We start from the raw sequence: 24,188 nt of genomic DNA on the forward strand, positions 1-24,188 counted from the left end.
TTTAACACTACTATAGATGAAAAATATACTTTTTGTCCTCGTCATTGCATTGGCGGGGCTGTCGGGTAATGCCCAAACCGTTTACCGGGGGCAGGTTACCGACGAAAACGGGGTTCCCCTGGAGGGGGCGACCATAGTATCGCTTTCCGATACTACAATAGGAGTCATGACGGATGCCGAAGGCATTTATGAAATTGCCTTGGACAATCCACAGGTGTCCATTAGTTATGTGGGCTTTTTAACAACCCAAAAAACCTTGAAGCAAGGTTTCAACCAAACTCTTCTTCGGGAAAATACGACCAACCTGACCGAGGTGGTAGTAACCGGAAATAGGGAAAGCCAAAAACGTTCAGAGGTGCCTGCGGCAATTTCGGTTATCGATAGCAAGGACCTTGCGGAAACCAAGGCCTTTGGTATCGACCAGGTGGTCAACCAAGTGTCGGGAGTCTTTATGATGACCTCCCGCGTAGCGAGTAATGAACAACATATGATGGCCGTACGGTCGCCCCTGTCTACAAAGGCCCTCTTTTTGTACTTGGAGGATGGACTGCAGATACGTCCCACCTCTGTTTTTAACCACAATGCCTTGTTGGAAATGAACGATATATCCTATGGGCGCGTTGAGGTGCTAAAGGGTCCGGCATCGAGCATATATGGTAGTGAGGCCATAGGCGGTAGTTTTAACTTCATAACCAAAAGACCCACCGAAGACCTTACGGGTAGCGTGGGCCTGCAACATAACGATCTAGGGCTTTCGCGCTACGAATTGGAGATTTCAGATTCACCGAGTGACCGTTTAGGCCTGTACCTGGGCACACACTTTGTCCAACGCAAGAACGGACCTATAGAATTCAGCGACTACGAAAAATTTGCACTTACCTTTAAAACGGTCTACGATCTATCGGTCAGGTCTGAATGGACCAATGTTATCGATTTGGTCGATTACCGTTCCGATATGACCGGCTCCTTGAGCGAAGCCGATTATACCGGGGGTAATTTTGAGAGCGACCAGACTTTTGCCGATCGCGATGCTCTTGCATTTCGCGTCCGTAGTACCTTGGAAACCCGATGGAACGACCGCAACAAGACCTCTTTTAACCTGGTCTTTAGAAAGAACCAGATGGACCAAAATCCGTCATACCGGATTAGGCAGTTCAGGGAAGATGGACAATTGACCGGCGAAGGGTCCGGCGAGGTAAATAGCAATCGCTATAACAGTTATATGGGATTGGTGCAGCATAAACTGGATTTTGACTTTAAAGATTCCCAATTGGTATTCGGCGCTACGGTCGACTTTTCCCCTCAAGATTATATTGCCGAAAACACAAGGGTAGTCGTAGATACCGAAACAGGGAGAAATATCGATTTTAGCCTTCAAAGCGGTAGCTATATTCTCAATTACAATGCCGATATTCTTAACTACGCCGGTTTTGCCCAGTATGAGATTTCCGTTATCGAGAAATTGAAAATGACGGCTGCCTTACGTTTCGACCGTTTTCAATATGTCTATAGAAACCGTATGGAGGGCTTGGGTGACCAAAGGTCGACGGATACTTATGGCAACCTGACCCCAAAACTTGGGTTCAACTATAATTTTAACGCCCTATCCGGAATATACACCAATTATTCCCAGGGTTTTACCCCGCCGCAGGTTTCTACCCTTTACCGTAACCGGAACGAATTGGTGGATATAAAACCCAGTATTTACAACAATTATGAACTGGGGGGCTATTTCAATATCGCGCAAAAAATAAAGCTCGATGGGGCCCTTTATATGATCGACGGAAAAAATACCTTGATCACCATTAGGGACGACGACGATGTATTCATCAATACCAATGCTGGTAAGACCCGGTCATACGGCATTGAGTACGGTGTTACCTATACGCCCTCGCCGAAACTGTCGTTGACCCATAACGGGAGTTATGCAAGGCACCGCTATATTAGCTTTTTCGATAGCGGTATCGACTATTCGGGTACCGATAGGGAAAGTGCACCACGACTTTTGGGGCTTAGCCGTATTACCTATCGCCCTTTGGAAAATTTGAGTATTACCGCCGAACATGAATTGGTGGGGGATTACAATACCAGTTTTGAGGGACAGGTAGATATGGGAGACGGTACCTTTGGAACTTCTACCTACAAAGGCCACAGCATTTTTAATCTTCGTGCGGTATATCGTTTAAAGCATATCGAGCTATGGGCCCATGCCTTGAACATCTTTGACGAGCTTTATGCCGCTAGGGCTTCTTATAGTAGTTTCAGTGGGGAAAACAGCTATTCTATTGGGAATCCACTAGCTTTTCACGGGGGCGTCAGGTATTTATTTTAACCAATCTTATTCCGTCGGGCCTTAAGGGCCGGGCGGAATTTTTTATAAAAGCAAAGATGAAAAAGAACAAATTGTTGAACCAATGGTTATGGCGATGGCATTTCATTGCCGGACTTATAAGCCTGCCCTTTATTGTCGTCCTATCCCTTACGGGGGGCATCTACCTTTTTAAGGATAAATATGAAAAACCGATCCAAGAGCCCATTACAACCGTAGCGGCTGTAGGAACACCCATTTCCTATCAAAAACAATGGGAGTTGGCCAATGCGCGTATGGAAAATAAGCCCAATGCCATGGTAGTTCCCATGAACCCTGATCAGGCAACGGAATTCGTTTCAGGACGGTTTTCACATAAAACAAGCCTGTTCGTAGACCCTTATAGGGCCAAGGTTTCAGGTACCGTAAAAGCCAATGAGGGCTTGATGTATAAGGTGCGTAAATTGCATGGTGAGCTGCTCATGGGGAGCTTCGGGACCAAAGTGGTAGAGCTTGTCGCAAGTTGGTTGGTCGTGCTGATCTTGACTGGGGTGTATGTGTTTTGGCCCTTCCGAAACCAAGGACTGAAGGCGTTTTTTATTCCGAGGGTAAAGGAAGGTAAACGCATCTTTTTTAGGGATGTTCACGCAATTAGTGGCTTTTGGGTTTCAGGCCTCTTACTTTTGGTACTTGCCGGGGCCTTCCCGTGGACGGATGTCGTAGGCAGTAATTTTAAATGGGTGCAAGACGTAACCCAAACCGGCTATCCCAATACTTGGATGGGAATCGGACTTAAATCCGAAACGGGTACAAAGAAGGTGAGCTTAGACGATATGGTTGAAACCGCCAAGGCATTGGAACTGCCCGGTACGGTGAGCATTGGTTTTCCGAAAAGTGAAATGGGCGTATATAGCATATCCAATACCTATTATAGAGACCTTGAAAAGCAGGTCAAGTACCATTACGATCAATTTAGTGGCGAACCGGTATTGAAACAGACTTGGGCCGACGTAGGCCTGCTGATGAGGGGTAGAATGTGGGTCATGGCATTCCATCAGGGCCAGTTCGGTGCGTGGAACTGGTATCTGATGCTGTTAGTGGCACTTTTACTTGCGGTTATGAGCATTTCGGCATTGGTTTCCTATAGCCTGCGAAAAAGGAAGGGACATTGGGGCGTACCCAAAGTATCAAAAAACTTTAATGCGGGCTATGGTGTTGTTATCGCACTGATCTTTATGGGGTTCTTGTTTCCATTGTTCGGGCTTAGCCTATTGCTGATTTGGATGGGTTTCCAAGTCAAGGTCTATTTTAGAAAAAGGAGGGAGCCTGCAATGTAGCATAGGCAAGGGTTCCTTCTATTTAGATACAAACAGAAAAGACCTTTCAGAATATTTTGAAAGGTCTTTTTGTTTTTGAAAATGGGTTTTTCGCCGAATTCAGTTTTTCCTTTGTAATACCTCTTTAAAAAAGGCGAGTTGTTTTAATCTATAGACAAGGCTACAACCAAGTGTTATGTTGAAATCGAAAACATCGAATTTAATCCTCTTTCTTTTTGTTCATTTTATAAATAAGCCAAATAAAGCCCACGACAAAATGAAGTATAATTATGCCGGCAATCACATAAATCAATGTATTTGAACTACCTCTCATATCACATTTATCTTAATTTTCCCAAAACTAAGCATCATATGGAACTAAAAATATGATATTAATCAATTTGGTCCTTTAGTGAGGTGGAAATCACCAATTCCTTGTTTTCTATGTATAGAATGGCGTAAAACCAGTGGGGGTGGATGCTTATCTGGTTTTTTATGTTTCAAGTAGCGCTGTGATTTGGCTACAACTTTTAAATTCGGGCCAAGTGTATAGGCCCCTATGTTGATCATAGATGTCTTCATCTTGAGGACTGAATTTTTTTTGCATCAAAATTTATAGGGTCATTTCTCTATCGGGGCCATTGCACCCTTTTTAAAATCACCCTGTTTTGTAAGGCGTTTTTTGGGACTGGATATTAGGGGTAAACCGCAATAATCAATGATGGATATACTCAGATAGTAGAATTGTCGTTAAGATATACGATGAATTGAGTCGATTATTACAACTTTATTTGTAGAAAAAATCATCTTATTGTTGAATCGATTTTCTTATGTATATAATGTTATGGGTAATCTTGAAGTGAGTAGTGAAAAAATAGAAGATTTACGTCTAGATTATAGTAAATATGAGGTAGACGAACTTGTAGAGACCGTTTCGGATGCTGTCTTTTTTCCGTTATATATAGCCAAGGTAGTAGGTAGTGTATTGCTTACGGTGTTGGTCGTGTTGTTTGTTTTAACGGTTTATGGTACCTATCACTGGTTTACCGGTTTTTTGTTTTTTGTAATAGCATTGGTCGTTACAATGCCCAGTGTGATCCTGTTTTCGGTAATACGCCTTTTTAGTACTATAAAATCGGATCTCGAAAAAGTATATGCGATTACATTGGATACGGCATTACACGTGTATGACGATGCGAACAAACTAAAAGAACAACGAACGAACAATGTAGCCTTAAAATATTCCTTTGTCGATGTTTTTAAAGGGGTGGCGCTATATGTGATCAGACCGACCTTAAAGGGGGTTTTGTCGAAAAGGATAAAATGGTTTGCCCTGCCTTTTACTTGGTTGATCGATATTATTTTTAAGAAAATATTCTTGAGCAAGTCGGCCCAGGCCGCTTTGGAGAATGAAGATATCGCCAATGAGGAGGAATCGGGTAAAGAAACCGGGGAGAGGGATACGAATGGAATAGGGGCCAAGATCGTAAATGCCACTTTTATAACCTTGAAGTTTCCGTTCAGGTTGGCCTTGGTATTGTACGGCATCGTGAACAGCTTCATTATTTGGGTATTAATATATTTATTATAAAAGAGATATGATTTTCACCTATAACAAGATTGTTAAAAACAAAAACCAGATCGATTTTGCGTTAAAGAATATTGACGTTCAGTTAAAAAAGAGATTTGAAGCCTTGCCGAATCTGGTCGCTGTTCTAAAAAAGTACATGTCTCATGAGAAGGGAATATTCGAAAAAATAGCGGAACTACGTGCGGCGATACAAAACAGTAAAAACAGAAATGAACAGTTGGAGGCCGAACAAGAATTGTCGCATTTACTTGGTGGCATTAACCTTACGGTAGAAAACTATCCCGAATTGAAAACCAACGAGTCCGTAATCCATCTCCAACGTAGTATTAACGAATATGCCGAGCAAATCTCGGCCTCGCAAAGAGCTTATAACGGGGCGGTTTTGAATTATAATGATTCCATCACCGTTTTTCCCAATAACATTGTGGCCAAATTGTTCGGGTTTTCTAAGGAAGAATATATATCCATTATCTCCAACGAAGAAGAAAGGAGAAATCCCGACCTAAACACTATTTTATAATTTCATGACTACTTATTCCGAACACTTTGATGCCGTAAGGGCCAAAGCGGTCAACATCAAACCCCCTTCTAAATTACGCTTGGTAGGAGCTTCTTTCTTAGGGCTTTTTTCGCTGTTTGCCTTTGTGGTGGCTTTGGTTTCATTTGTGATTTTCATTATTCTCTTGATTTTTCATGTAGGTTCCGGTTTTTTGTACGGCATGGCAAAATTCTCGTTTTTGTCGAGTTGTATCGGGTGGTTTTTTTTCTTTTACCTGATTCGTTCCTATAAAAAGCAACTGGGCAGGTTTAAGAATACGGAAATACTCAGAAGAGATTTTAAACTCGATATCTTGCCAGAGATAATCACAGAGAAATACAGCGATCTTGACTACAGGTTTGATGGTATTGTAGATGAGGCGCATATTTTAGAATCGGACTTCTTTTCGCCCTCACTGCTTTCGTCCTTAAAGGAACGTTGGTTTTTTGGGGACGACTATTTTAGTGGAAACCTCGAAAATGTTGAATTTGAATTCTGTGAGCTCTATTATAAGACCACAGGTATAAAACCAGGTGGTTGGGCTGTTATCGGACTCATATTTGCCATCGCATTCAGAACTAATTTAGACTTTATTATTGGTTTTTTAGACTTTTTTGGATCTATTGGTGATTTAGATTTTAGTGATAAGAATTCGGTTTCCCATGAGCAATCCCTCGGAAAGGGCAGAGGCCATGTTAAAGTAGACGAAAAAGCCTTTTTTTACGGGACTCAAACGAACTTCAAAGGCTTCTTCCTATATGCCGATTTCCATAAGAATTTTGAAGGGACCGTACATATTCGAACCAAGAAGAAATTCGCTTCCAGAAAAATGTTCAATTTTTCAAAGAAATTGAAACGTCTGCGTATTGAAAATAGGTTTGTAAACAAGAAATATATCGTAGAGGCATCAGACACCCAAATGGGATACTACGTTTTAAGTCCCTCGATTATAGAAGCTATAGAAAATCTCAACAAACGATTGGGAAGGGATTTGTCGATGACCTTAAAGGATGGAAAACTCTACTTGATAGCGCCCATGAGCAAAGACTTCTTTGAAAACATCATTATCGGTGAAGATGAGATACAAGTCAATACGATCGAAGATATCCATAACGACCTGAACGTAATAAAAAACCTCATAACCGAGCTGAATATCAGTAACCGAATCTGGACAAAGGAATAGCCGAGGGCAAAGGTACTTTTTGATGTGGAAGTGGACAAGGTTATGAGATAGTCTTAAATATGCTAAGAAATGTATTTTTTTAGTTTTGATATGATTCAAATACGCAGAGGTCCATCGGCCCTGTTTATATTTTTTTAGGAAAAGACCATCTTTTACAAGCCCATATCGATTCACAATTTCAAGTTATTCAGAAGTTAAATGGCTTGCGCCTACACCACTCTTTTGACGGCTAATACATATAATTTTAGCCATTCCTAGTCTTTGTTGGTATTCCATTTTAAGTATTTATTTCTAGTCCCCGGATGCTGTTCAAAGAATCCATTGAAGTGATAAAGGGCATCTTTAGGCCCTGGGAGTGGTCGTTATCGATGATTCCGTTTACATCGGATTTGTTCAGGTCATCGGAAAAATCATGTATTGATTTGGAGCTTTTAATGAACCTCTATCAAATTCAAATTTCGATGTTTACCTGTTTGTCGGGAGGAGATTAAAAGGAAGATTTCTTTCAATTATGTCTAGGTAATCGGATGTCTTACTTGAGAAAAAGTTAAGAAAACTTTAAATGTTCATTCCCCAATTAGTAGGACAGGTTTTCTATAAACCTAGCTTAATTTATGCTGCTTTTTTAAAGACATCCATCGGTCTATCATATGCTAATGATTCATGCCTTCTTTCCTTGTTGTAATATTCAAAGTATTCCGCCAATAGTAGGAACAGATCGAGTCCATCACTTGGTGGGGTCAGATAGATTTTCTCATACTTTACGCTTCTCCATAAGCACTCTATAAATGCATTGTCGGTTGCCCTTCCCGTTCATAGATAGCTTTAGACCAAAATGTGGTCAAGGAAAGAAAAAGACTACGTGTATTTAAAAAACATTAATACGTTATGGGATAATTCTTACTTATTTTTTATTTTTGTCTATATTTAAAATGTTTATACGAGATTGAAAACATTCATACACGTCTTGTTTGCATTTGTTATGTGTTCAAATGCATGGCCCCAATCGAAAATAGAAATAGGTCTTATGGGTACTGACCAAATGAGCCTTTTGTACAAAGAGAATTGGTTCACCAAAAAATATAATCGCTTTTCTCCAGAAATGGACCTTACGAAAAAAGTAGCTTTTTTATTTGCATTTGCTTTTGTAGCGGCACCTGCTTTTGCTAGTGCTCCTAATACCGATATGGTAGAAGAAAAGGAAGCGTCCGATTGTCACACTTATGCTTGCCAAGCAGCGGAACAAGAAGCGTCAGTGGGTGGTGACATCGATGAAATATACGAAATGGCCTACGAGCATTGCGTAGGTTAATCATTTAAAAGTGGAACAGTTTGGAAAGCTGACTGTTCCACTTTTTGTATTTAACAAATATCATTTAAATCGAATCTTGAATATGAAAACTACTAAATCCCTTATTTTCATCTTATTTTTCTTTGCCCTGCAAACTTTTTACTCGCAGGAGGGCGAGATTGTATACAAATCCATTTTTTTTGATATGCCCCATGTGAAGAAGGATAAGGACTTTAAAATGAAGGTCTCACGGGAGATTAATGATATGGAATACCTGCTCAGGTACAATAAAGAGACTTCCTTTTTTGAAGGATTACCTCATGTTCCACACGATAAGTTCATGGCAAAAATTGCAACCGGGGTCGCCCACTCAAATTTTAAGTGGTATCAAAATCCTAAAACAAATGAAGCGCTCCACAATAAGAAAATATTAGACTCCCTTTACATTGTCTCATATGATGACCGCATGAAGGGGTGGGAATTGCACAACGAAACCAAAAAAATTGACGGATATACGTGTTACAAAGCGACAATGGACTACGTTCAATATTACACGGAAATTAAATTTACCATAGAGGCGTGGTACACACCTGAAATACCTGTACCCTATGGGCCAGCTGGCTATGGGGGACTTCCAGGACTGATATTGCAGCTTCAACGTAGCCATGTGATATTCGTAGCCAAAGAAATACGCCTCAACCCGAAGGGCGGGATAAAGCCTATAAAGGATTTGAAGCCGGGAAGACTTATCAGTGAAGATGAAAAGAGAACTCTCCAAATAAGGGCCAGAAAAGTCACTGAAGATTAAAACTTTGAAGATTGTTCCCGAAGAATATCCTGTTCTCAACCATCACCTTGTTTTTAGTCTTATTTGGCGAACAGCAATGCTATGCGCAAGAAAAACTGATTTTCTCCGGCGCAGTTTTGGATGCAGAGGAAAAAGGTCTTGAAGGTGCTAATATTATTCTATATCCCAACGATAAATTAAAGGCACTGTCTTTTACGACCACCGACGAAAATGGGAGGTTTTCTGCTCAAGTCCTTTCTAATACTCAATATGACTTGAATATTACTTTTATAGGCTTTGAGCCTATAAAAGAATCTATCAACTTTACCAATAGTAATACATTTAAAGAATTTACGCTTAAAGAATCTGCTGAAGAGCTTGAAGAGGTGATATTAAATTATACGCCGCCCATAGAGGTCAAAAAGGATACGACGACCTTTCTGACAGATGCCTTTGTAAATGGCAAGGAGAGGAAGTTGGGGGCCGTATTAAAAAAACTTCCAGGTATTTCCGTGAACAGGGATGGGGACGTTTTTTTCAAGGATAAGAAAGTCGATGGCGTAATGGTAGAAAACAAGACCTTCTTTACGGGACAACCAAAAATGGCGACCCAAAACATTCCCGCAGATGTTGTGGAGGAGGTACAAATGATCGAGAACCATAACGATACCCCTTTCCTTAAAGAGTTTGAAAGCTCAGATAACTTGGTCATGAACATCGTGCTGAAGGAGGGGGAAAAAAGATTTTTCTTTGGAGACATTGAGGCTGCTGTCGGCCATGAGGAAAGATATCGATTTCACCCCAGCGTATTTAAATATTCTCCAACTACCGTACATAATTTTATAGGGGACATTAACAACACCCAATCGAAATCTTTTACGCTATCGGACTATTTGAACATTGAGGGAGAAAAAAGTCCAGAAGCTATTTTGAGCATTTTAAACTCTCCCACTGCCAAATTCCTTCAGAACGAAGATTATTTCAGGAACAAGCATTTGTTCGGCGGCTATAACTTTCAATTCAATCCCGATGATAAAAGTGAGTTGAGAATATTTAGCTTGGGAATGCTTGATAAATCATTCAGGCAGGATTCCAACAATTTTATCTATCAACCATCCTTGGCAGTCGAGAATAAGACCAATGAGCGTAACGACAGGAACGCTATTTTTTTTGGGAAAGTGAAATATAAATATACCCCTGATCTTTATACCGTTGTAAAAGCGGATATTTCATATAACAGGTCGCAATTGAATGTAGATGGGACAAACTTTTCTGAAATTATCGATGAGCTACGGGAGTTTGGTACGTTAAATGAACTCAGGAATGATAAGGTGCTTTTTAATCTATCCGCTGATAAATGGTTTTCCGGCAATAATGTCTCAACAGCAAGTTTCAGCGTTGAAAATAATAACGAAGCCTTGCTGGATTCATGGCGTAGCGATACAAATATTTTCTCTCCACAGATTGTTTTGGAGGGCACAGACCGTTTTGGAGTTAAGGACATCGGTAACGCAAAAACTACAAATTTCGATTTCGATTTAAAGCATCACTATAGGCCCAAAAGGACAAGAATGTTAACCTTTGGCCTTAACGGGAAGATTTATCGAAATAATATTGAAAATAGCGCCTTCCAGGTAATTGGCGAAAATGAATCGGTAAGTTTGGATGGTTTCCGAAATGATTTTAGCAACCTTTTGACGGAATTGAACAATTCGTTGTCACACAAATTGTACGTTGGAGGTAATTTTATATTTGATGTTGGTTTGGTTCTGCAGAATATTTCTTGGACCGATAAGCAGTTTTCATCTGTAAGCAATTTTAGCGACTCTAGATTCCTGCCGATAGGAAAGATTGAATGGAACTTTGATGAAAAAAAGAGTATAAAATTGTCCTACAATATGTCTACCACGAACCCCGACGCTCAATCCCGTTTGAGCGGAAGAGTCATTGATGATTTCAACAGGGTTGTGCTTGGAAATTCTATTTTGGAACAACCCGTAAATGAAAGGGCACTTTTTTCCCTTTCTCTATTCAAGACCTATGGCATAAGTTTTTATGCAAAATTGGGGTATAGAAAGCATAAAGATCCTATTGTCCAGAGCATTTCATCCGATGGTATCAACGTTAACGTCTCGCCCTTTCAATTGAATGGAGATTTCGTATCATACGATGCAACCATTCGCACGAGATATAACCGTAGGTATTGGAAGTTATCCCTGGAAAACAGTTTTTTTCAAAGGAACGGTATATCTATATTTAATGGATTACAACAATTTAATAATTCCCTTAATATCAATAACAATCTGGAATTCACTACGAATTTTGAGGAGGCCCCGAATATCGAATTTGAAACCAGAAACTCCTTCTTGGAATATAAAAACCCTTCTTTCACCAATATTACTTGGTCTACGGATATCGATTTCTCAATTGTATATGATTATAAAGATTGGAAGTTTGACTTTTCCATTTACCAAAACTTTTACAATAATAGAAGCCAGCGGAACCAATCTTATTTTAATCTAATAGAGTCAAGGATTTTTTACAGAAAGGAAGATTCACCATTTGAAATTGGCATCGAACTTTACAACTTGGGCAACAGTGCAAGACAAATTTCCAATCGATATACATCTGTTTTCTTTGTGGAAAACAGTAAGCGTTTGTTTCCAAGAACGATTATGCTAAATGTCAATTATAAGCTTTAAAAAAACCACGCCTTTGGTCGTGGTTTCTTGAGTGTCGTGGAGCCGGAGACGGCCGAGCGTTAAAAAAGGTCAGGTAGACCTTTTTGGCGAAGGGGCGAGAAGGCGCGCTGGCCTTCGAATCCCGTAGGCGGAACAAAAAAAGCCACCCAGAAGGTGGCTTTATTTTGTGGAGCCGGAGGCTATTCTTTCTTATAGTTTTAGATATTCAATTTTAATGTGTATGTTTCTAAAAAACAGTTGATTAGGTCTTTTTTTTATGTCTGTTTATAACTTTTTTTAGTATACAGATATAACATTTTTGTCAACGATTTTGTCAACGCATTAATTAATTGAATTTTTTTAAAATTATGAAATATTCTTTTTACCTCAGAAAACCCAAGTCCAAAACCGAAACCTTGATTATGTTTTCCTGCTACTTTAATCAGGAAAAAAAGAAGTTTGTGTACTCTACGCAAAAATCAATTTTACCGGAGCATTGGGATTTTGATAATAAATGGCCCTATAGAACAGGTAGGAATGTCTCTAGAAGTTTAGGTAAAATTTTGAAGCGGTTAAGAGACTTTGAAGACGAGTTTGATACGATCACGTCTCAATGGGAAAGAAGTGAAGAAGCTTTTGATAGTATCATGCTAAAGGAACATTTTGATAAGATTTTTCAAAGAGTAGATACGGCTAGCTCTTTTTTTGAAGTATATGATAAGTTTACAGATGAGAAAACAAAGCTGAAAGTGTGGAAAAAGTCTACGATCAAACGCTATGCGAACATTAAAAATCTACTTCAAGAATTTGAGCAAGTTTATAACTATAAGCTTACATTCAGTAAAATAAATAAAACCTTTTTCACGGATTTCACGGATTTTTGTTACGAGTATAAAAATCATTATACGAACACTTTCAGTAGAAATGTAGGGCTTTTTAAAACATTCATGCTATGGTCCTACAGAAATAATTATTCTTATAATAATACTTTCAATTCTTTTAAGAAACCGCAAAGGGTATTGACAAGAGAGGAAGTTTTAAGTCTTGATCAAATCATTGAATTATATAAAACTCCAGTAGGTACTTTTCATCTAGAGAAGGTTAAAGATGTCTTTGTTTTTCAATGTCTGACAGGTATGAGATATGGAGAGTTAAAATTAATAAACAAGAGGGTTGTTACTGCTTCAAATTGTATTATGTTGAAAGAAGAGAAGAATACTACCAAGGCTACTCGTCTTATTCCTATGTCGCAAATTGCGATTGACATATTAAAAAAGTATGATTATCGACTCCCTTTAATTTCCAATCAAAAGCAGAATGATGCTATAAAGGAGGTTATCCAAAAGATGGGACTTAGTCATGATGTGGAATATTCAAGAACTAAAGGTGTAGTTCAAGAAAGGTTTGTAAAACCTTTTTATGAGCGCATTTCTACACATACTGCGAGAAGGAGTTTCATTACCATAATGCGTAACAAAGGTATTGCAGACAAAACTATTATGAGTATTAGCGGCCACACAGATATAAAGTCATTTAATCAATATCATCAGGTGGATAATACAGCTCGAATAAATGCAATTAATTCGGTTTTTGATGATTATTAATACTATGCGCAAATACATATAATTTCATGTGTTACGGTGAAATTATATCTAATTACATATAATGAAAGGGTTAGCTGAATTTATTAAGGAAAGAAAAAACGAGTGAATCTTATTCAGCAAAAATTCGCTGAAAGGGCAGGAGTAGTATTAAATCTTTTGAATTATTTTAATTAAAGTATGACCAAGTCTGATCTTGAAAGTTTATTCTATCATAAAACTTGAGAATAAAAAGTTCTCGTAGTATTTTTTTTAAAGTTAATAATGAATATTCATTGTTTATTTTATAAATAGCTATAGTGTAGTAAATAATTATCTTAGCGAAATGAATTTTATTGAAATACATATAACACCAATTGAAGAAGCTACTGTTGCTATATTGAAAATTTTGAAGAGTACATTTATGCTCGAAGAAGATGAGGAATTAATAGATATAGAGAATATTATTGATAGTTTATTTGATGAGCTCAAGGAAGAGTTATATGTAGTCATTGAAACACCTTATGTTGATAAATTTTATAGAGATAGTTATTATACATATTTTGCTTCAAAGCATAGAGTTTATTCGAAGGATTGTATAAGAATATCCTTTTTTGAAGATGAAATAACACCTGATCATTTTAGAAATAATGATTTATTTGATGAGCTTCAATCAAAATTTTTAGGTTATTCTATTTTGAGACCAACTATCCCAAATATCTTTGGTAGATCTATAATTGCTAAGAATGCTTTTGCAGAAAATGGGTATCAAATATGTGAATACAAATCTAATATTTTGCTTAATGGCATTAGACTAGAGGTAAACGGTTTTCCTCACAGCTCTCAAGATGGTGAATCAATTAAATGCGCTGAAACTACAATTTGGGCAATTATGGAATATTTTGGCAGTAAATATCCTGATTATAGACCAGTTGCAATTTCAACTATAATAGAAGCGTTGGCAAAATATTCTAAAAAAAGGATGTTACCTTCTGCAGGATTAACGGTAGACCAAATTAGTTATGCATTGAAAGAGTTTGGCTTTGGTACTTATATATATTCTAGAAGCGAAGCTTATGAAAATGAAATAGAGAATATCCTCTCTATTTATGTAGAAAGTGGAATACCTACTATAGTAGCCTTAGAAAATGATATAATTGGTCATGCAATTATTGCAATTGGTTACAAAAGAGAAGAGAACATAGAATTTAGTACTCAAAAAAAACGTGTATTGAATTTCAATGGAATAGATTTAAATTATATTGATTACTCTGACGTGGAAAGAGATTATATAATTCAAGATGATAACGTTACTCCCCATATACAAATAAAATTAAATAATCCGACAGAACATTATGATGAAGAAGAATACCCAGAATGGAAAGACTGCAAGGTAAATTCTTTGGTAGTTCCGCTTTATCGAAAAATTTATTTAGAAGCTGAAATTGCAAAAATCTTGTCTCTAGAAATAATAAGTGATCATAATTTCGGTTATAATTTTGGTAATGACTTTGTTTTTAGATTTTTTCTTACATCAAGTAGATCTTTTAAAGCGCATATTTCTAGCTTAAAGGAAATTGAGGATGAAATAGCAGATAATATTATAACTACTAAAATGCCGAAATTTATTTGGATATCGGAACTTTATTCAAAAGAGAATTATGGCAAGAATATTGCTGATGGATTAGTGGTATTGGATGCGACAGAAGCAAGTGAAATAAAAAAGAACGCAATTTTGTTTACAGCTTATCCAAATCAATGCATTTTTAAAATTGGGGAAAAATTCATATGTTTGCCGAAAGGTTTTAAAACCTATTTCAGGTTTAATAACAATTTAAGTTGAGTCAAAGAAAATCACATATCGTAAAAAGTAGTTTTAGTACTGGTAAGAATTATACTGTATTATCTACAAAATCTGTTGCAAGTTTCAATGCAAAAGTTTCTGACACTATGAAAACTGTTAATCGAGACTTTCAAAAGAAACAAAAAATATCTATTGAGAAAGCTTCCAAGATAGTTCTTAATGGATAGTTCTTTTTTCTAGACACTATCTCGTAAACTGTGTTAGTTAAAAATAACTAAGGTTTGACTCTATAAACTGACCCTTTTTTCTGACTTCCTCCCATATTTAGGTACCGGTCATAACTAGAGAATGCGGGCTATTTTTATTCTTTTCGATATACTCGTTAGGGTATGCTCAATAAGGTGTGAAAATCCAAATAGAATTTTCTGCTTTTTCAATCATTTCCCTCCATTTTAAAAAAAGGTCAGAAGCGAAGAAATCACTTTGTTCTATATTTTTATCTATGTTCAATGTTAGCGCTTTATACAATAAATAATCTATTTAAAATTTAAACTGGTTTCCATTATTAAAAAGCTTAACTAACTAATTCTGGTTGCTGTTTTCCAATCCAAATAATTTCTAGTTTTTATCGTGATCATTCGGTTTTAAATGAATACAGTCTTAATACTATTTAAGAAAATAATAACGTCCATCTCTAATTTAGATTATTAGATAATTTACCAAAATCCAATATTTGTTTAAAAATCCCTTCTTCTTTATTCAACAAATATTCAGGAATTGCAGATGCTGTTATCTTTCGTTTAATATATTGATCTAGGGTAAGAAATGGAGCATATTTATTTTGGGTAAGGTTAACATTAGTACTATCCGAATACCCTTGGAGGAATTGGTCTAATTTTATTTTCCTTTTGTTTAATGATTCTTGTAATCTTTCTAACTCACTGACATGTAATACAACAAGTCTATTAATTCTCCATTTGGTATTTTCCTGCTCTATTCCTTTCCTTGCCAACATTTGTTCAAATTTTTTATTGAAAATATAAGTTGTCACGGCAAAAGATATAATAGGCTCATTAATTAGTAATACAGGGTATATAAATAATTTGTTAGTTGGCAAGCTTGGGTCTATGATTGAGGCATAATCATCAAATTTTTTAATGGACATTTCAACGATTTGGTTTAACCCAAACCTTTTGTAAAATTCATCTTTATCTAATTCATTAAAATCCTTCAAAGAGTAAACTTCCTTGTAGTCAACTTGTGGAACATAAGACCGCTTTGCCTGAACTAAAACAACATTTCTTTTTCTCCGAATATAATAATCAGCATATTCTGTGCCATCTATTAATAATTGTTTTGTTGATTTAAGTATTATATCCTTATGATCTTTAAAGCAATATTCAAAAATACCTTTTGCGTATTCTTCAAAAAACAAGCCGACATCACCACCCCATTTTTTAATGCTTATTCCTTTTTTACTAAGCATCTCAAAATAAAAATCCCAAAAAAACAATTCATATGATTTTTCTATCAAAAAGGTGTTGTCTAGCAATATGTAAATATTTGTTTCCTCACTTTCTACGCAATACAGTGGAGATTTTTTAATTTCTAAAAATTCAAACTTCTGAATGCCTGTATTGGCTCTTCCCAGACCTCTTTTACTGAGCGCATTTAATCTTTCAATGGCTAGTTTATCTGATTTTTTTACTCGGTAGGCTTGAATGAAATCTAAACCAGAATTAAATACAAAATGGTTTGCTACAATGCTAAGAAAATGTTCGGGTGAATTAAGTTTATACTCTGAAGTAAAATCTTTTAATTCCAGTTTATATGTGCCCTTTAAATATTCAAATAACTGTCTTCCTCGCTCTAATAGGTTGATTGGGTTCTGAACATAGCTATATTGATTACTTGGAATTTCTTTAAACATGAAAGCTTCAAAAAATTCTTTTCCTAGCTTGTCCGAAGTTATTTCATTTTCATAAGACTCATTGTAAGCTAACATTTCTTGGTTGCAAAGTAAAAGAAACTTAAAAATTGCTAAATAATCATCTGGGTAAAACTTAATTCCTGGCTTATTTTCAAATTCTAGCGTATCGCAAAATAGAATTTCGTTTAATGCATAGAGACAACTGGTTCTTGTGCTTAAAGTTACACCTCCTCCATAAGCATCAAAATGCTCTTTAAACTTTTCAATAAAAGCTCTACAATAGTCAATACCACGTGGTTCTTCATGAATATGATAAAGGGTGGTGATAATTTTAATTTGATTTTCAAATGAATAATTAAAATCTAAGTCTAAAGGCTTTTTTAAAATATGGTTAATGGAAGAGAAAGATGCAATAAGTTCAACCCGAGGAATATGTTTGATTAGCTCAAATTTATCTGTAGGAATAGGGTCGTTGAAAAAATCTTCGTACTTAAGTATTGTTCCTACCATCTTATTTAGCTTTAACCATCTTCAACCCCTCAATCTCCCTCAACAAATCTTTGGCATCACCATCTGTAGGTAATTGCTCTACAAGTTCCCCTTTAAAGGCTTTATGCAAAATGGCTTGGGGTAGCATATCAATTTTGGTTTTTAAGGCTTTATATCTTTCTTCTATTTTATCTGCTTTGGCAAAAAGACTTTCTACACGTCGGACGATTTCCTTTTGTTCTCTTTGAGAAGGTATTGCAATTTCTAAAGTTTTTATTGTCGGTATTTTTATATTAGGCTGACCTCCACTGGCTTTTGCAATTTCTCTAAATCTATGTTTACTAAGTCTTAAATGATATTCAATATATTGGTTAGATATTTCATTTGTAGAGTTTATTCCAATCATGCTATCAGGAAAATACATTTCTATTTTGTTTAACCCGGTATTTCCAATGGTTGCTCCAACTATAGCAATCATAACTGTATTTCTGGGAAACGACTTACTAACTTTTTTACCATTCTCATTTAAGGTGTTAGAATATTTTTCATAATAGCCTCCTTCTCGCGGTAAATCGCCTATTTGGGAAAATGGATATGAACCATTAAAATATTTTGGATCATTCCGTGGACGTGCACTAAACTTACCTCTTGCAACTGAAGCATAATTTCCTAAAGCTGTAATCTTCCAACCTTTGAGATTTTCAGAATACGAAAACACACTTAATTCAACTGGCATTGATTCATTTTTAAGAATTACAGGTTCCAACTCCTTCCCCTTACGCCATTCCTCCGTCAACTTTCCAGTTACCGCTTGCGTCAACACCTGCTGCCGAAAATCTTTTAAAAGTTGGGGTATGTGCTCCAAGCTTTTTTGCATGGTGGCTATCTGGGCCATTAAAACATCAACTTTAGCGACAATACGGTCTTGTTCGGCTAGAGGAGGGAGCGGAAATTGCATTTGCGTTATATATTCCTTACGTATATTATTGATATTTACACCACCAGCTAGCTCCCTAATACTATCTCTATAAAATTTTGAGAGAAAGAAATTGGCAAAATACTTCTGATTAATTTTTTTATTGGCTCTTGCAAGCATTAAAAATGCGCCAAATGCTGTATTATGATAATTTTTTAAGGCAATACCTGCTTTTCCAATTAGTTTTTTACTACCTGTTGAACCAACGATAACAACATCAGATTTCTTAATGAATTGATTTTCTTTTACCAATTTATTATTCACATATACTTCATCCTTTCCATTAACAATAAAACCGTTTTGTATATTTCCACCTCTAAGAATCAGAGTGTTAAATTCTTCGGATTTAACTTGACTTGCATTCGTTTTTTTATAAGAAACACCTCTTATTAAAACTGACAATTCACCTAGATTTGATAAAACCCAATTTTCTGGCAATTCTTTTTCTATCATGATCCTAATTCATTAATCATCTCCTGCAATTGTTCAGTAATGGTTTTCAATTCAGTTAAAGCCTCTTTGGCAATATCAATAGGTTCTCCCAAATCTTCCCCATTGCTTACACTATCATCGGCAATCAAACCTAAATCCAAGGAGTCGTTCTTTTTGGCAATGGTCTTGCGGTCTATGTACTGCCAGCGCTCGTTCGTCACCTTTTTTCGGGCGGTTTCATCAATGGTTCCGTCAAAATCGGTGGCTAACTTCTCCGGTTTTATTCCTCCGGTATAGGCTTCAATAAATTCATTAAAGGCTGCTCGGGTAAATGGGGTTCGTTTTCCGTAATTGGGTACATTGGTCCGCATGTCAAAAAACCACACCCCTTTGGTGTTTTTGGTTTCAGTAGTACCCCGGGTAAAAAAGAGTACGTTGGTTTTTACCCCTGCCGCATAGAAAATACCCGTAGGCAAGCGTAAAATGGTATGTAGGTTACATTTATCCATTAAATCTCGCCTAATCTTCTGCCCGTCACCATCTTCAAACAATACATTATCCGGTAACACAACTGCAGCCCTCGCTTTACCATCTTTCTTTAAACTTCTATAAATATGTTGTAAGAAATTAAGTTGCTTGTTACTAGTGGGGTAGGTAAAATCATCGCGGGTAGGCCGTTCGCCTCCCTTTTTGGTGCCAAAAGGCGGGTTGGCCAATACCCCATCAAAATTTTTAAGCTCCTTGCCCATTTCGGTCAAGGTATCGCCTAAAATAATTTGGCTTTCCATACCGTGTAACCTTGCATTCATCAAGGCCAAGCGGTGGGCATCACCTACCAATTCCACCCCGCTAAAGGCTTTCTCTACTTGAAATTTTCGGCGCTTTTCATCCAGGTCAAAATAGTTGTCATGTTTGGTACGCAAGTATTCATCCGCAGAAATCATAAAGCCAAAAGTTCCTGCTGCAGGGTCGTTCCAACGTTCTCCCAATTTGGGAGATACGAGTTCTACCATTACGTTGATCAATGGTCGGGGAGTAAAATACTGGCCTGCACCGCTTTTCTTTTCCCCTGCATTCTTCTCCAATAGGCTTTCGTAAATATCGCCCATAACATCACGGTCCGTTTCCTCATACCAGTCCAAATCATCTATGGCCTGAACCAAGGTGTTGAAATTTACAGGCTTTCTAAGACTGGTGGAGGCATTGGCATAAATTTCCTTGATGCCGGCACTGGTCGTCTCATTACTTACTTCGGCCAAAAAACTACGGTAGCGTTGAAAGGCTTCAGCATTATCGGTTTCCTCCACAAAGGAACGCCAGCGGTACTGCTCGGGAATATGTTCTTCGAAACCTTTGACCTCGCTCAATTTCAAAAAGAGGATATAGGTAAGCTCGTTCAGGTACTGGTGATAGGTGACCCCATCGTCGCGTAGAACGTTACAAAGATTCCAAAGCTTATTGGCTATTTCATCTGCACTCATCTAATCTTTTATTTTTTATGGGTTAGGCAACGTACAAATTAGCGTTGATGGTCTCTAGAACATCGTCTAATTGTTGCTCAAATTGTTTGTTGATTCGGTCGTAACCACCTTCGCTCTTAAAAGGGTCTTTGTCCAAATCTTCTTTGGTGAGTACCGTTTCTGCCAGCAATTGCTTTTGAAAACGGTCTAACCACTTTTGCTGAATCTTGTTCCAAGGTTTCATGGCCCTTACTTTTTCGAAGGCCTTGTTTACCCTTTCTTCATGACCTATCAGGTCAACATCGAGGGTAAGCGTGCGAATATAGGCAATAATGTCTGCCGCAATATCTTGGTTTTTGGCATCGTGCCATGCGGCATTCAAGGTTTTGGCGTTAAAACCCTCTTGATCCAACAGCAACCGTAATTCCTTGAGCGATTTTCTGTCCAGGGTACTGGGTTTGGAAACGATTATCTTTAGGGCAGCTATTTTATTTTGGTTCTCCATCAAGAACTCTCTAAAGTTCTCTATATAATCTTCCGGCTTTTTGGCATTGCCATAGTCGCGTTCCGTACCGAGGTATCTGTCTTCATGGTCAGAAAGCAGTTGGTGCTTGGGTTTGTAGACTTTGGTGTCCAAATAATTCCAAAGTCCCTTAAATTCCTTTATAATAGCCTTTACTTCTTGGGCACTGGCTTCTTGTATGGCCTTGATTACTTCTTGAGGCTTTTTGCCCCCAGCCATATAAATAAATTCCTCAAGGCTGTTTTCCTCAATTTTACGGCGCTTCCTTTGAAGTTTGGCAACGAGCTGTTCCCCTTGCCTTTTGATCCGCTCATCTGAGTCAATGGCATCGAGTTCGTTGACCAACTGGGTAAAGGTAGTGGTCGGATTGGACACGGGTTTCATTTGGGTATAGTCCTGCAAGGCTTCATGTACCCGAACCGCATCGAATATTTTAAAATCCTCTTTGCCGATTTCATCGCATTTTCGAGTAGCACGACCTATCATCTGTTCGTATAGGATTCGAGAGCCTACACGGCGCATAAACACCAAGTTGCAAATTTTTGGCACATCTATTCCTGTTGTCAACAAATCTACCGTAACGGCAATATTCGGAAACTTCTCGTTTTTGAACTCCTTGGTCAATTGTTCCGGGTCGTAGGCTTTACCTGTTATTTTCTGAATAGCATTTTGAGGCACATCAAGGCCGATTTTCTCAAACTCTTCAAAAAGCATTTCCACGATCATATCCGCATGTGAATCTCGAACGGCAAAAATCAAGGTTTTCTCCTCGCTATCCGGGTCCAAATGCTGAACCAATTCGCGTATTACCACTCTGTTAAATTCAGGTGTAATTACCAATTTGTTAAACTGTTCGATTTCGACCAAAAGGTCGTCTTCAAGCTCTGCCAGTTCCTCTATGCTATTGGTTTCCGGATTAAAGATTTTAGGGCGCTCACCTTTTTTCCAAAGAATGCCTTCTTCGCTTAAACGTGTTTTAATCCGGTACGGAGGTTCATGATCGGCCAAAAACCCATCGATTACCGCCTGGCGATACGAATAGGAAAAAACAGGTTTGCCAAATATTTCGGTAGTATGCAATGCCGGAGTGGCAGTAAGACCGATAATATAAGCATTGAAATATTCAATGACCTTTTTGTACTGACTTACGTAATCATCTTGATTTTTGAACTCCAATTCCTCCTCATCCAATTCCTTGTCAAGATTATAACCACGGTGGGCCTCATCAACAATAATGCAATCGTACGTATCTATTGAAAGTCCTTCATTTTCTCCGTAAAACAAACGTTTGACCATACTTTGGACGGTCGCAAAATGTAAACGTGTTTCGGAATCCGGCACAATGGTCTTCACATAATCTACCTTGTACACTTCAGAAAATGTATTGATGCCTTCTATCTTATTATCGGTATAATTACCAAAAGCTTGTTGGGCCAATAGCCTTCTATCCGTTAAAAATAAAATGCGCTTAAATCTATTCGCTTTTATAAGTCGATATGAAAGACCTATAACGGTTCTCGTCTTCCCAGTACCCGTAGCCATAACCACTAATGAGCGGTTCTCTTCATGGTTTTTACGAATGTTTCCTTCAACACTCTTAATGGCTTCTATTTGGTAGTCGCGAAGTCCTAGACCATTCTTGTCTTGCAGGTAATCATAATCGCTTTGTTCCAACTTTTTGTTCTCAGCCTCAATATTACGCTCATAAAGCTCAACTAATCCGTTCGGGGAGAACCAACCTCTTAAAGGGTAGGCCCTATTTCGTTCTTTGCGAACATCAAGGAACCAAATACCACTCTTGGTCTTTATTTGTTCCAAGTACTCCCGACCATTGGTTGAGAACAAAAAAGGCACTTTATACTCTTGCCATTCCCCTAAAGTTTCAAAATTATCATCGGGTGTAATACGTTTCGCATAAATATCCGTTTGCCTAAGATCGGTAGAAATATCACTTGCGTATTTCTTGGCTTCTACAATACCGTAGAGCTTAGTACCGACAAACAAAGCATAGTCGGCCCATTTTCCATCACAAGGCCATTCGGCAATAGCCATATTCCGTCCTTTTTGGGGAAGCGTTTTATTCTTTTTGTAATTGAGGTTTAAGGTATCACATTCCCAACCCGCCTCTACTAATTTTGGGTCGATTAAGGTCAACCGTGTATCCTCTTCGCTAAGATCAAGGTTTTTCGCACGGGCATCACTGCGTTGTTTACGTGCCGTAACCTCCTCCTTGTTCTTATTGAGTTCGGCAATTTTGTTCTTATAATCAATTAACTCTTTAGAGAGTTTTTCCAATTTTTCAGAAAGTTCATCCGATGCCGTATCCTGTTTTTTAGGTAATGTATATGAGCTTGTTTCAATATAGTCTTGTTCATAAGTCTCATAAAACCATCTGGCCAATTGAAAACACTTCTTTAAGATAAAATGCGCTTCTTGAAAGGAACCTGTGCCATCATGACTGGCTTTATTTCCCGATTTCCGAATGGTATGAAGAATATTGGCAATAATATCAGGGGCAATATTGGCATTGGATAGCCTGTAAATTCTATCATTTTGAGTGCCTGTAAATTCGCCAAGTTCTTCAAATTCCCAGACCAATTGGCTCAATTTTTCGGAAAACAACCTAGATTTTGAAAGTGAGGAACTAGGGTCTACGTATATAAGTTTCTCCGAAAGTTCGCTAATTGCGAATAGGTTTGGGTATTGTTGTTTTAAAAAGCTGAAATTCGTATTCATTAAATTGGTTGGCAGTGAATTACTAAATCTTCATTTTGTATCGTCTTTGGGGGAATATTATTTTGTGAGAATAAATATACAATTCTATAATTATACAATTACATAATCTTATGTCTAGAGTTAGCCTTTTAATTTAGTTTAAGTTTTGACCTTTATATATTATGATACATCATGAGTGATATTATCCGATTGCTCACAAGTTATACATTTATATGATTCTATAATTACAGAAATCCGTAGTCGCAATAGAGTTTGTATATTTAGGTAGTCATCTGAAGATAAATTGATATACATCATTTAAATTTAAAAAATGAATATTGAATTAAAAGGGGAGGGCAAGGAGTATATAGAAAAATTAATATTATCGGGAGCTTATAGAAATATAGATGAAATAATACAAGATGCGCTTCAACTTCATGCGCATCACAGAGAAGGTTTAAAAAAGGGTCTATTGGAAAAAATCAATAGTGGATGGAATGGCCCTGATAGTCAGAAATCAATTAACGATATTATCTCCGCAAAAAGAAATACAGAGGGTATTTGATAGACAAAAGGTAATAGCT

16 protein-coding genes and 1 pseudogene are annotated in these 24,188 nt (G+C 37.4%); 12 read left to right on the forward strand and 5 right to left on the reverse strand.

Annotation, left to right across the window (positions count from 1 at the left end):
* Positions 1 to 16: 16 nt before the first annotated feature.
* From ZOBGAL_RS12690 to ZOBGAL_RS12720, 6 genes are all read left to right on the forward strand, one after another.
* A complete protein-coding gene (locus ZOBGAL_RS12690) occupies positions 17 to 2,332 on the forward strand; it encodes a TonB-dependent receptor (RefSeq protein WP_013994027.1) in 2,316 nt (771 codons plus the stop codon).
* A 56-nt stretch (positions 2,333 to 2,388) separates the two neighbouring features.
* Positions 2,389 to 3,645, forward strand: coding sequence for a PepSY-associated TM helix domain-containing protein (locus tag ZOBGAL_RS12695; protein ID WP_013994028.1), 1,257 nt, complete (start codon positions 2,389 to 2,391; stop codon positions 3,643 to 3,645).
* 823 nt (positions 3,646 to 4,468) lie between these two features.
* Positions 4,469 to 5,215: a hypothetical protein gene (locus ZOBGAL_RS12705; protein WP_013994030.1), complete on the forward strand. Its 747-nt coding sequence runs from the start codon at positions 4,469 to 4,471 to the stop codon at positions 5,213 to 5,215.
* 7 nt (positions 5,216 to 5,222) lie between these two features.
* Positions 5,223 to 5,735 carry a LemA family protein gene (locus ZOBGAL_RS12710; protein WP_013994031.1) on the forward strand — a complete coding sequence of 171 codons (513 nt, stop codon included), beginning with the start codon at positions 5,223 to 5,225 and terminating at the stop codon, positions 5,733 to 5,735.
* Positions 5,736 to 5,739: 4 nt separating this feature from the next.
* On the forward strand, positions 5,740 to 6,936 hold the full coding sequence (locus tag ZOBGAL_RS12715) for a DUF3137 domain-containing protein (RefSeq protein WP_013994032.1): 1,197 nt from the start codon (positions 5,740 to 5,742) through the stop codon (positions 6,934 to 6,936).
* 302 nt (positions 6,937 to 7,238) lie between these two features.
* The gene (locus ZOBGAL_RS12720; protein WP_013994033.1) at positions 7,239 to 7,427 is read left to right on the forward strand and encodes a hypothetical protein; all 189 of its coding nucleotides are present in this window, start codon (positions 7,239 to 7,241) and stop codon (positions 7,425 to 7,427) included.
* Positions 7,428 to 7,548: 121 nt separating this feature from the next.
* Here ZOBGAL_RS12720 and ZOBGAL_RS24040 read toward each other — a convergent pair.
* A pseudogene (locus ZOBGAL_RS24040) lies at positions 7,549 to 7,734 on the reverse strand (integrase core domain-containing protein); the annotation flags it as partial.
* Positions 7,735 to 7,882: 148 nt separating this feature from the next.
* Here ZOBGAL_RS24040 and ZOBGAL_RS12725 point away from each other — a divergent pair.
* From ZOBGAL_RS12725 to ZOBGAL_RS12745, 5 genes are all read left to right on the forward strand, one after another.
* Positions 7,883 to 8,248 carry a hypothetical protein gene (locus ZOBGAL_RS12725; RefSeq protein WP_148560708.1) on the forward strand — a complete coding sequence of 122 codons (366 nt, stop codon included), beginning with the start codon at positions 7,883 to 7,885 and terminating at the stop codon, positions 8,246 to 8,248.
* A gap of 82 nt (positions 8,249 to 8,330) precedes the next feature.
* Complete coding sequence (locus tag ZOBGAL_RS22710) at positions 8,331 to 9,035, forward strand: GLPGLI family protein (RefSeq protein ID WP_013994036.1); 705 nt, start codon at positions 8,331 to 8,333, stop codon at positions 9,033 to 9,035.
* An 11-nt stretch (positions 9,036 to 9,046) separates the two neighbouring features.
* A complete protein-coding gene (locus tag ZOBGAL_RS22715) occupies positions 9,047 to 11,716 on the forward strand; it encodes a carboxypeptidase-like regulatory domain-containing protein (protein WP_013994037.1) in 2,670 nt (889 codons plus the stop codon).
* 347 nt (positions 11,717 to 12,063) lie between these two features.
* Positions 12,064 to 13,299, forward strand: a complete 1,236-nt coding sequence (locus ZOBGAL_RS12740) for a tyrosine-type recombinase/integrase (protein ID WP_013994038.1) — start codon at positions 12,064 to 12,066, stop codon at positions 13,297 to 13,299.
* 322 nt (positions 13,300 to 13,621) lie between these two features.
* A complete protein-coding gene (locus tag ZOBGAL_RS12745) occupies positions 13,622 to 15,118 on the forward strand; it encodes a hypothetical protein (protein WP_013994039.1) in 1,497 nt (498 codons plus the stop codon).
* Between the two features lie 655 nt (positions 15,119 to 15,773).
* Here ZOBGAL_RS12745 and ZOBGAL_RS12755 read toward each other — a convergent pair.
* From ZOBGAL_RS12755 to hsdR, 4 genes are read right to left on the reverse strand one after another with little or no spacing between them, the layout of a single operon-like run.
* A complete protein-coding gene (locus ZOBGAL_RS12755; RefSeq protein ID WP_013994041.1) occupies positions 15,774 to 17,519 on the reverse strand; it encodes a hypothetical protein in 1,746 nt (581 codons plus the stop codon).
* Between the two features lies 1 nt (position 17,520).
* Entirely contained in the window at positions 17,521 to 18,927 is a 1,407-nt protein-coding gene (locus tag ZOBGAL_RS12760; protein WP_013994042.1) for a restriction endonuclease subunit S, read from the reverse strand.
* Positions 18,924 to 20,387, reverse strand: coding sequence for a class I SAM-dependent DNA methyltransferase (locus tag ZOBGAL_RS12765; protein WP_013994043.1), 1,464 nt, complete (start codon positions 20,385 to 20,387; stop codon positions 18,924 to 18,926). The genes ZOBGAL_RS12760 and ZOBGAL_RS12765 overlap by 4 nt, the downstream gene beginning before the upstream one ends.
* 22 nt (positions 20,388 to 20,409) lie before the next feature.
* Positions 20,410 to 23,625 (reverse strand): type I restriction-modification system endonuclease, encoded by a 3,216-nt coding sequence (gene hsdR / locus ZOBGAL_RS12770; protein ID WP_013994044.1) that lies wholly within the window; start codon positions 23,623 to 23,625, stop codon positions 20,410 to 20,412.
* Positions 23,626 to 23,935: 310 nt separating this feature from the next.
* Here hsdR and ZOBGAL_RS12775 point away from each other — a divergent pair, with 310 nt between their 5' ends.
* Positions 23,936 to 24,169, forward strand: a complete 234-nt coding sequence (locus ZOBGAL_RS12775; protein WP_013994045.1) for a ribbon-helix-helix domain-containing protein — start codon at positions 23,936 to 23,938, stop codon at positions 24,167 to 24,169.
* Positions 24,170 to 24,188: the final 19 nt, after the last annotated feature.

The sequence above is a fragment of the Zobellia galactanivorans genome (assembly GCF_000973105.1).
GTDB classification, from domain to species: Bacteria; Bacteroidota; Bacteroidia; order Flavobacteriales; family Flavobacteriaceae; genus Zobellia; species Zobellia galactanivorans.